Annotated in this window: 5 protein-coding genes and 1 pseudogene; 3 read left to right on the forward strand and 3 right to left on the reverse strand. The window is 62.4% G+C overall.

What is annotated here, in order from left to right; translation table 11 throughout:
• Positions 1 to 222: 222 nt before the first annotated feature.
• The 3 genes from F0169_RS19365 to pap all read right to left on the reverse strand — a co-directional run bounded on the left by F0169_RS19365 (position 223) and on the right by pap (position 4,141).
• A complete protein-coding gene (locus tag F0169_RS19365) occupies positions 223 to 1,173 on the reverse strand; it encodes a DMT family transporter (protein ID WP_152747362.1) in 951 nt (316 codons plus the stop codon).
• 108 nt (positions 1,174 to 1,281) lie between these two features.
• Positions 1,282 to 2,469, reverse strand: a complete 1,188-nt coding sequence (locus tag F0169_RS19370) for a thiolase family protein (protein ID WP_152747363.1) — start codon at positions 2,467 to 2,469, stop codon at positions 1,282 to 1,284.
• A 157-nt stretch (positions 2,470 to 2,626) separates the two neighbouring features.
• Entirely contained in the window at positions 2,627 to 4,141 is a 1,515-nt protein-coding gene (gene pap, locus F0169_RS19375) for a polyphosphate:AMP phosphotransferase (RefSeq protein WP_058415659.1), read from the reverse strand.
• Between the two features lie 154 nt (positions 4,142 to 4,295).
• Here pap and mnmC point away from each other — a divergent pair.
• The 3 genes and pseudogenes from mnmC to ngg all read left to right on the forward strand — a co-directional run bounded on the left by mnmC (position 4,296) and on the right by ngg (position 9,968).
• Positions 4,296 to 6,283: pseudogene (mnmC, locus tag F0169_RS19380) on the forward strand (bifunctional tRNA (5-methylaminomethyl-2-thiouridine)(34)-methyltransferase MnmC2/FAD-dependent 5-carboxymethylaminomethyl-2-thiouridine(34) oxidoreductase MnmC1).
• Positions 6,284 to 6,446: 163 nt separating this feature from the next.
• Complete coding sequence (locus tag F0169_RS19385) at positions 6,447 to 8,219, forward strand: N-acetylglutaminylglutamine amidotransferase (RefSeq protein ID WP_152747364.1); 1,773 nt, start codon at positions 6,447 to 6,449, stop codon at positions 8,217 to 8,219.
• A 3-nt stretch (positions 8,220 to 8,222) separates the two neighbouring features.
• Positions 8,223 to 9,968, forward strand: coding sequence for an N-acetylglutaminylglutamine synthetase (gene ngg, locus F0169_RS19390; protein WP_152747365.1), 1,746 nt, complete (start codon positions 8,223 to 8,225; stop codon positions 9,966 to 9,968).
• The last annotated feature ends 17 nt before the right edge of the window (positions 9,969 to 9,985 follow it).

A 9,985-nucleotide genomic window follows, 5' to 3' on the forward strand; every position in this document is an offset into this window, starting at 1 on the left:
GGGGCGAGGACCTTTTGGTTAGTTTTGGCTGGGCCGGCTTCCGGGCCTTTCAAAAGTGACTCGCTGTAAGAGCGAAACCGATACAAGCCATCACCCAAATAAAGGATATACACCCAACCTGGACAACACCCCCCAAGCCCGCTTGCCGCGCCACAGCGCAACATCAAAGATGCACTGGTACCTCCCAAAAAAAGCACATTGCCTGTGTACGCAAGCCCCGCTTTACTCAGGCCGCCGCCGAGCCCGCAGCCCGGCCAGCAACGACGGCGCCAACGCCACCGTCGCCGAACCCAGCACCACCACCAATGCCCCGACATAACCCACTGCGTTAATCGCCTCGGCCTGCACAAACTCCGGCCATAACCACGCCGCCAGGGCTACCGCGACAAACGTCACCAGCGGCGTCAGCGACAAAGTCGCACTGACCCTCGACGCCTCCCAGTGCGCCAAGGCCTCGGCAAACGCGCCATAAGCCACCAGCGTGTTCATGCAGCACGCCAACAACAACCAACCTTGCAGCGGGCTCAATTGCAACGCCTCCAGCGGATACGCCCACGGCGTCAGCAACAGCGCGCATGACAGATAGATCACCATCATCACTTGCAACGAATTCCACACCGTCAGCAATTGCTTCTGACCCAAGGCATAGAACACCCAGATGGTGGTGGCAAGCAGCACCGTCAGCACCCCGGCGGTGTAGGTGCCCAGCGACGTCAGCAGCTCCGACAGGCGCTGGTTGAAGAACAGCCCAAAGCCAAAAATCAGCACCACCAGGCCGATGCCCTGCCCCAGGCTGAAACGCTCCTTGAACACAAACACACTGGCGACCATCAAAAAGATCGGCCCCATCTGCACCACCAACTGCGCCGTGCCAGGGCTGAGCATTTTCAAGCCGACCAGGTACAGCACGTAGTTGCCCACCAGCCCACACACGGCCATTGCCACCAGCCAACCGCCTTTGGCACCGAGCACAGCACGACGCGGCAGGCGCTTGGTGGCCGCCAGGTACAGGAACAGGCAACCACCGGCGACGGTCAGGCGAAACCAGGTGACGGTCACCGGGTCCATCACTTGCAGCACCTGTTTGAGTTTGATCGGCAGAATGCCCCAGAGCAACGCGGTCAGCAGGGTCAAGCCAAAGCCATAGACCCAGCGACCGGAAGAGATATGCATGAGTGCCCCAAGGCCAGAGGAAGTGGAACCGGCATTCTAGGGGCAAGTCATCACATCAGGATACGCCGCAGCTCAAATGGGTAAGAGCGCAAACCGCCTTGCCGATTTTTAACTAGCAACGGCTTCGAATAGCCCGCTGGCGCCCATGCCGCCGCCCACGCACATGGTGACGATGCCGTAACGCAGAGTGCGCCGCTGCAGCTCGCGCACCAAATGCCCGACTTGCCGCGAGCCGGTCATGCCGAACGGGTGGCCGATGGAGATCGAACCGCCGTTGACGTTGTACTTGGCATTATCAATGCCCAAGCGGTTACGCGCGTACAGGCATTGCGAGGCGAACGCCTCGTTGAGTTCCCACAGGTCGATGTCCGCCACTTGCAAGCCTTTGGCCTTGAGCAACTTGGGCACCGAGAACACCGGGCCGATGCCCATCTCATCCGGCTCGCAACCGGCCACGGTAAAACCACGGAAAAACGCCTTGGGCTTCAGCCCCAGTTCCAAGGCTTTTTCCAGGCTCATCACCAGGGTCATTGAGGCGCCGTCGGACAACTGCGACGAGTTGCCCGCCGTCACCGAGCCGTCTTCGGCAAACACCGGTTTCAAGCCCTGCAGGCTGGCGAGCGTGGTGTCGGGGCGGTTGCAGTCGTCGCGGTCGACCACACCCTCCAGCACCTGCACCTCGCCGGTGTGCTTGTCTTCTACGCGGTACTTGACTGCCATCGGCACGATTTCATCGTCAAACAAGCCGTCGGCCTGAGCCTGCGCGGTGCGTTGCTGGCTTTGCAGGGCGTACAGGTCTTGCTCTTCGCGGCTGACGTTATAGCGGCGCGCGACGATTTCGGCAGTCTGGCCCATCGGCAAGTAGATGCCCGGCACCTGTTCTTGCAGCAGTGGGTTGATCAGATGGTCGGTGTTGACGCTTTTCAGGGTCAGGCTGATGGATTCGACGCCGCCAGCGACGATGATCTCGCTGCAGCCTGAAGCGATCTGGTTGGCCGCAATCGCAATCGCCTGCAAGCCCGAGGAGCAGAAACGGTTGAGGGTCATGCCCGCCGTACCGGTGCCCAACTGCGACAGCACCGCCACATTACGCCCGATGTTATAGCCCTGCGCGCCTTCGTTGGAGCCGGCGCCGACGATGCAGTCCTCCACCGTCGCCGGGTCGATGCCATTGCGCGCAAGCAACGCATTGACGCAATGCGCCGCCATGTCATCGGGGCGGGTCTGGTTGAACTTGCCGCGAAAGGATTTGGCCAAGCCGGTTCGCACGCTGTCGACGATCACTACTTCCCGCATACGCTGCCTCGATCTTGTTGTTGGGGGTTGAACCGAGGATAGAGGCAAGGCATTGGCGACCGCGACGATCATTCATCCGGCGTATGCAAAAGCATGAGCTCACCCTGTGCAAAGCCGGTTGATAGCGGCCAGTGAACCTGGCCGGGCCGCGCGCGGGTTATTTCTTTTTCTTTTTATCGTGCTTGTCGGTTTTGTCGAACGCCTCTTCCAGCGCGCGGTTGATGGTGCGCAGTACCTTGACCCGCGCCCAGCGCTTGTCGTTGGCTTCCACCAGCGTCCAGGGTGCGATCTCGGTGCTGGTGCGGTCGACCATGTCGCCGACGGCGGCGCGATAATCGTCCCATTTGTCGCGGTTGCGCCAGTCGTCTTCGGTGATTTTGAAGCGCTTGAACGGAATATCTTCGCGGGCCTGGAAACGCTCCAACTGGGTTTGCTTGTCGATCGCCAACCAAAACTTGACCACGATCACACCGGCATCACGCAGTTGCTCTTCAAAGTCATTGATCTCGCCATAGGCACGCATCCAGTCCGCCGGTGAGCAGAAGCCTTCGATGCGCTCCACCAGTACGCGGCCGTACCACGAGCGGTCGAACACGGTGAACATGCCGCGCGCCGGGATCTTCTGCCAGAACCGCCACAGGTAAGGCTGCGCGCGCTCGTCTTCACTCGGCGCGGCAATCGGCACGATGTGGTACTGGCGCGGGTCCAGCGCTGCCGCCACACGGCGGATCGCACCGCCCTTGCCCGCTGCGTCATTGCCTTCAAATACCGTGACCAACGCGTGCTTGCGCATGCGCTTGTCGCGCATCAGCCCGGAGAAACGCGCCTGTTCGGTAATCAGTTGTTCTTCGTAATCGTCCTTGTCCAGGCTCAAGGTCATGTCGAGGCTGTCCAGCAGGCTCTTTTGATCCACCGACGCCAGCAACGGCGCCGGGTTCATGCCGCTGGCCTTGCCTTTGGCCAGCTTCAAGGCATTTTGCAGGCTTTCGAGCAAAATCTTGCCCACGGTGAGGCTGCGGTAATGCGCGTCGACGCCTTCAATCACATGCCACGGCGCGTAGTCGCGGCTGGTGCGGCGCAGGATACGCTCACCAAAATGCACAAATTTGTCGTAGGTCGCGGACTGCTGCCAGTCCAACGGGCTGATGCGCCAGCTGTGCAGCGGGTCATCGGCCAAGGCCTTGAGCCGCGCCTTCATCTGTTTTTTGGACAGGTGGAACCAGAACTTGAAGATCAGCGCGCCTTCATCGCAGAGCATCTTTTCCAGGCGCTCGGCGCCGGCAATCGCCTGGTCGAGCCGCGCATCCTTGATCTGGCCATGCACCCGGCTTTGCAGCATCTGGCTGTACCAATTGCCGAAAAAAATGCCCATGCGGCCTTTGGCGGGCAGTTGCCGCCAGTAGCGCCAAGCCGGTGGCCGCGCCAGTTCTTCATCGGTTTGCTGGTCGAAGGTGCGCACCTCGATCAGGCGCGGGTCCATCCATTCATTGAGCAACTTGACGGTCTCGCCCTTGCCGGCGCCTTCGATGCCGTTGATCAGGATGATCACCGGGAAGCGCTTCTGCTGTTGCAGCTCGTACTGCACTTCCAGCAAGGCTTCGCGCAGGGCCGGCACTTGCGCTTCATAGGTGTCTTTGTCGATGGCGTGACCGATTTCGGCGGATTCGAACATGGGCAGCTCCGTTTCAAGATGGCTCAAGACTAGCGGATTGGGCAACGGCGCGCGGGAGGAAATTCCCCGGCGACTTGCCATAGGTCAATTCAACGCCGGTTGATCGGCTAGAATGGCCGCCTTGCCTTTGCCTGCTTCTATTTATGAGTCGCCCATGAACCCCGTATCGCACGCCCAACTCGACTGGGATGAACAAGGTCGCCGCACTCGCGGGTGTTCGACGACGTGTATTTTTCCGACACGTCGGGCCTTGAAGAAACCCGTTATGTGTTCCTCGAACAGAACCGTTTGCAGGCGCGTTTCGCCGCGTTGCCGGTGGGCGGGCGATTGGTGATTGGCGAGACCGGCTTCGGCACCGGCTTGAATTTTCTGTGTGCCTGGCAACTCTTCGAGCAACACGCGGTGGCCGGTGCGCGCCTGCACTTTGTCAGCGTCGAAAAGTACCCGCTGAGCCACGCCGACCTGCAACGCGCCCTCACCCTGTGGCCGGAACTGCAACCCTTGGCCGAGCAATTACTGGCGCAGTACATCGCCATTCACCAAGGCTTTCAGCGCCTGGTGCTGGACAACGGCCGCGTGACCCTGACCCTGTTGATCGGCGATGCCCTGGAGCAATTGCCGCAACTGGATGCGCAGGTTGATGCGTGGTTTCTGGACGGCTTTGCACCCGCGAAAAACCCCGACATGTGGAGCGCCGAGCTGTTTGCCGAACTGGCGCGGCTGGCCGCACCAGGGTCGACGATCAGCACCTTCACCAGCACCGGCTGGGTGCGCCGCTTGATCAACGCGGCAGGCTTCAAAATGAAGCGCACGCCAGGCATCGGCCACAAGTGGGAAATCCTCCGTGGGGAGTTCCTCGGCTGGCCCGCGCAGGCGCCCGCAGCCTATGCCGCCAAGCCGTGGTTCGCGCGGCCTGCGCCCATTGAGGGAGAGCGCCACGCGATGGTCATCGGCGGCGGCCTGGCCGGGTGCGCGACTGCCGCCAGCCTGGCCGCGCGGGGTTGGCGTGTCAGCCTGTTGGAGCGCCATGGCGGCCTGGCACAGGAAGCGTCAGGCAACCCGCAGGGCGTGCTGTACCTCAAGCTTTCGGCACATGGTACGGCGTTGTCGCAGTTGATACTCAGCGGTTTTGGCCACACCCGGCGCCTGCTGGAGCACTTGCACCGCGGCGTCGATTGGGATGGCTGCGGCGTGCTGCAACTGGCGTTTGATGCCAAGGAAGCGCAGCGCCAGGCGCAACTGGCCGAGGCCTTTGCGCCAGACTTGTTGCACCTGCTGGGCCGCGACCAAGCCCGGCAACAGGCCGGAATCGACCTGGCCCACGGCGGCCTGTTTTTCCCGCAGGGCGGCTGGGTGCATCCCCCGGCGCTGTGCGAATGGCAAGCAGCGCACCCGCTGATTACAGTGTTGACGCATCACCAAGCGCTGGAACTGCAGCGCGTCGACCAGCAGTGGCAAGCCCGCGACGGCGAGCGCGTGCTGGCCAGCGCCAGTGTGGTGGTGCTGGCCGGCGCCGCCGAGATCAAGCAGTTCGCGTTCAGCGCCGATTTGCCGCTCAAGCGCATACGCGGGCAAATCACCCGGCTGACGCAAACCCCGGCCAGCGCGGCCTTGGCCACCGTGGTCTGCGCCGAAGGCTACGTTGCACCGGCAAGGCTGGGCGAACACACCTTGGGCGCCAGTTTTGATTTCAATAACCAAGACCTCACGCCCACGGTCGCCGAACATGCCGGCAACCTGCAGATGCTGCGCGAGATTTCCGCAGACCTGCTGGCGCGCTTGGGCGCCGACCAGTTACCCGCCGAACAGCTTGAGGGCCGCGCCGCGTTCCGCTGCACCAGCCCGGACTACCTGCCGATCGTCGGGCCGCTGGCTGAACACGCGGCATTCCAACAGGCTTATGCCGTGCTGAGCAAAGACGCCCGCCAAGTGCCGGAGACGCCCTGCCCGTGGCTGCCCGGCGTGTACATCAACAGCGGCCACGGTTCACGCGGGTTGATCACCGCGCCACTGTGCGGCGAATTGCTGGCCGCCTGGTTGACGGATGAGCCACTACCGGTGCCCTCCAGCGTGGCCGAGGCCTGCCACCCGAACCGGTTTGCTTTGCGTGCATTGGTGCGCGGCAAGGCCTTGAAAGCGTGAGCCGTCATCGCTGCAAAATGCTCCGTTCACACCGTCAAGGCGATTGGCCTTATAACTTATCGGTCTAAAACTCCGCGCATAGCACTGGGTCAGTTTCTGGGTACGCGCCCTTTGGGCGTATTGAGTATTGACCCTCCCCAACGGAAAAACCGGTAAGGAATTTATGTGCGGATTAGCTGGAGAATTACGTTTCGATGCCCAACCTGCCGACTTGGCTGCAGTTGAGCGCATCACCCATCACTTGGCCCCGCGTGGCCCCGACGCCTGGGGCTTCCATGCCCAAGGGCCGGTTGCGCTGGGCCATCGGCGCCTGAAAATCATGGACCTGTCGGACGGCTCAGCCCAACCGATGGTCGACGCCCAACTGGGGCTTTCCCTGGCTTTTAACGGCGCCATCTACAACTTCCCGGAATTGCGTGAAGAGCTGGAAGCCCTGGGCTACGCCTTCTATTCCGGTGGCGACACCGAAGTGCTGCTCAAGGGTTACCACGCCTGGGGCGAAGCACTGTTGCCAAAACTTAACGGCATGTTTGCCTTTGCGATTTGGGAGCGCGACGCGCAGCGCTTGTTCATTGCGCGTGACCGCCTCGGCGTAAAGCCTCTGTACCTGTCGCGTACCGGCCAGCGCCTGCGCTTTGCCTCGGCGTTGCCAGCGCTGCTTAAAGGCGGCGACATCAACCCGATCCTTGATCCGGTGGCGCTTAACCACTACCTGAACTTCCACGCCGTGGTGCCTGCACCGCGCACCTTGCTGGCGGGCATCGAAAAACTGCCGCCGGCGAGCTGGCTGCGCATTGATGCGAGCGGCAAGACCGAGCAGAAAACCTGGTGGACGCTGCCCTACGGCCCGCGTGAGGATGAGCGCAATCTTAGCTTGGAAGACTGGACCGACCGCGTGCTCGACAGCACCCGCGAAGCCGTGGCCATCCGCCAACGCGCGGCTGTGGATGTGGGCGTGTTGCTCTCCGGCGGTGTCGATTCGAGCATGCTCGTGGGCCTGCTGCGCGAAGTCGGCGTGCAAGACCTGTCGACCTTCTCGATCGGTTTTGAAGACGCCGGTGGCGAGCGCGGCGACGAGTTCCAATACTCGGACCTGATCGCCAAGCACTACGGCACGCGCCACCACCAACTGCGCATTGCCGAGCGCGAAATCATCGAGCAACTGCCGGCGGCGTTCCGCGCCATGAGCGAGCCGATGGTCAGCCATGACTGCATCGCGTTCTACCTGCTGTCACGCGAAGTGGCCAAGCATTGCAAAGTGGTGCAGAGCGGCCAGGGCGCCGATGAGCTGTTCGCCGGTTACCACTGGTACCCGCAAGTCGACGGTGCCAGCGACCCGTATGCCGCCTACCGCGATGCGTTTTTTGACCGCAGCTACGACGATTACGCCGCCACTGTCGCCCCAAAATGGCTGACCGCGAATGACGCCGCCGGTGACTTCGTGCGCGAGCATTTTGCCATGCAGGGCGCGGAGGCCGCCGTGGATAAGGCGCTGCGCCTGGACAGCACGGTGATGCTGGTCGACGACCCGGTCAAACGCGTCGACAACATGACCATGGCCTGGGGCCTGGAAGCGCGCACGCCGTTTCTGGATTACCGCTTGGTGGAACTGTCAGCGCGCGTGCCGGGCAAGTTCAAACTGCCCGACGGCGGCAAGCAAGTCTTGAAAGAGGCGGCGCGCCGGGTCATTCCGAGCGAGGTCATCGACCGCAAAAAAGGTTACTTCCCAGTGCCGGGCCTCAAGCACTTGCAGGGCGATACCTTGAACTGGGTGCGTGAACTGCTGCTGGACCCGAGCCAGGATCGCGGCCTGTTCAACCCGGCCATGCTCGACCGCTTGCTGACCGACCCGCAAGGCCAACTGACCCCGTTGCGCGGCTCCAAGTTGTGGCAACTGGCAGCGCTGAACCTGTGGCTCAGCGAACAAGGAATCTGATTGATGAAACCCCATGCAGCGGCTTACAGCCAACGCTTGCTGAAGGGCCAGGCGCCGTCGTACGAGCGCCTGCAAGCCCGATTGGCGGAAGACGGCAGCCCGTTGGGTGCCGAACCGATTGCGGTGCATTGCGGTTGGGGCCGGCTTTTGATCGGCCACACGTTTCCAGACCCGTCGAGCCTGGCCGTGGAGTTGCTGAATGAGCAACCGGGCGAGCGCGACATTGCGTTGTACGTGGCCGCGCCGCAACAGATCCTCGGCATCGACCCGCAGCAACTGTTCCTCGACCCGTCCGACACCCTGCGTTTGTGGTTCACCGATTACCGCCCGGCCACCCGCGTGTTTCGCGGTTTTCGTATCCGTCGCGCGCAGACCGAGGCCGATTGGCTGGCGGTGAATCAGTTGTACCAAGGGCGCGGCATGTTGCCCGTCGACCCCGAACGCCTGACGCCACGCCATCAAGGTGGGCCGGTGTATTGGCTGGCCGAGGATGAAGACAGCGGCGCGGTGATCGGCAGTGTGATGGGCCTCAACCATCAAAAGGCTTTTCACGACCCGGAAAACGGCTGCAGCCTGTGGTGCCTGGCGGTCGACCCACAATGCTCGCGCCCCGGCGTGGGTGAAGTGCTGGTGCGCCACTTGGTCGAACACTTCATGAGCCGTGGCTTGAGTTACCTCGACCTGTCGGTGCTGCACGATAACCGTCAGGCCAAGAGCCTGTATGCCAAGCTGGGTTTTCGTGCGCTGACCACCTTTGCAATCAAGCGCAAGAACGGCATCAACCAGCCGCTGTTTCTCGGCCCGGGGCCACAAGCGGACTTCAACCCGTATGCGCGAATCATTGTCGAGGAAGCCCATCGTCGCGGCATCGATGTGCAGGTCGACGACGCCGCCGCGGGCCTGTTCACCCTCAGCCACGGCGGCCGCCGTGTGCGTTGCCGCGAATCGCTGAGTGACCTGACCAGCGCCATCAGCATGACCTTGTGCCAAGACAAAAGCCTGACCCACAAGGTGCTGAAAGCAGCGGGCTTGAAGCTGCCCGAGCAGCAATTGGCGGGCAGTGCCGATGACAACCTTGAGTTTCTCGACGCGCACCAGTGCATCGTCGTCAAGCCGCTCGACGGTGAGCAAGGCCATGGCGTGGCGGTGGGCTTACAGACCATCGAAGAGGTGCAGCAAGCGATTGAAGCGGCGCGCCAATTCGACAGCCGCGTGTTACTCGAAAGCTTTCACCAAGGCCTCGACCTGCGCATTCTGGTGATCGGTTTTGAAGTGGTCGCCGCCGCGATTCGACGCCCCGCCGAAGTGACCGGTGACGGTCAGCATTCCATCCGCGCGCTGATCGAAGCGCAGAGCCGTCGTCGCCAGGCAGCGACCGACGGCGAAAGCAAAATACCCCTCGACGGCGAAACCGAGCGCACGCTGAAAGCTGCGGGTTATGACTACGACAGCATCCTGCCGCGCGGGCAAACCCTGGCCGTGCGTCGCACCGCCAACCTGCACACCGGCGGCTGCCTGGAAGACGTCACCGCGATTCTGCACCCCACGCTGGTGGACGCCGCCGTGCGTGCCGCCCGCGCACTCGACATTCCCATGGTGGGACTCGACCTGATGGTGCCCGCCGCCGACCAACCCGAGTACGTGTTTATCGAAGCCAACGAACGCGCTGGCCTGGCCAATCATGAGCCGCAACCGACGGCCGAGAAATTTGTGGATTTGTTGTTTCCCCACAGTCAACCGACTGCTTGAGAGAGGGGCTGCTCGCG

Origin of the sequence: Pseudomonas kitaguniensis (assembly GCF_009296165.1) — a bacterium.
In the GTDB taxonomy this organism is placed as follows: Bacteria; Pseudomonadota; Gammaproteobacteria; order Pseudomonadales; family Pseudomonadaceae; genus Aquipseudomonas; species Aquipseudomonas kitaguniensis.

Excerpts from the sequence above, each read along its gene's own strand:
- F0169_RS19365 (WP_152747362.1), bottom strand. The coding sequence starts at position 1,173 with ATGCATATCTCTTCCGGTCGCTGGGTCTATGGCTTTGGCTTGACCCTG.
- F0169_RS19370 (WP_152747363.1), bottom strand. The coding sequence starts at position 2,469 with ATGCGGGAAGTAGTGATCGTCGACAGCGTGCGAACCGGCTTGGCCAAA.
- pap (WP_058415659.1), bottom strand. The coding sequence starts at position 4,141 with ATGTTCGAATCCGCCGAAATCGGTCACGCCATCGACAAAGACACCTAT.
- F0169_RS19385 (WP_152747364.1), top strand. The coding sequence starts at position 6,447 with ATGTGCGGATTAGCTGGAGAATTACGTTTCGATGCCCAACCTGCCGAC.
- ngg (WP_152747365.1), top strand. The coding sequence starts at position 8,223 with ATGAAACCCCATGCAGCGGCTTACAGCCAACGCTTGCTGAAGGGCCAG.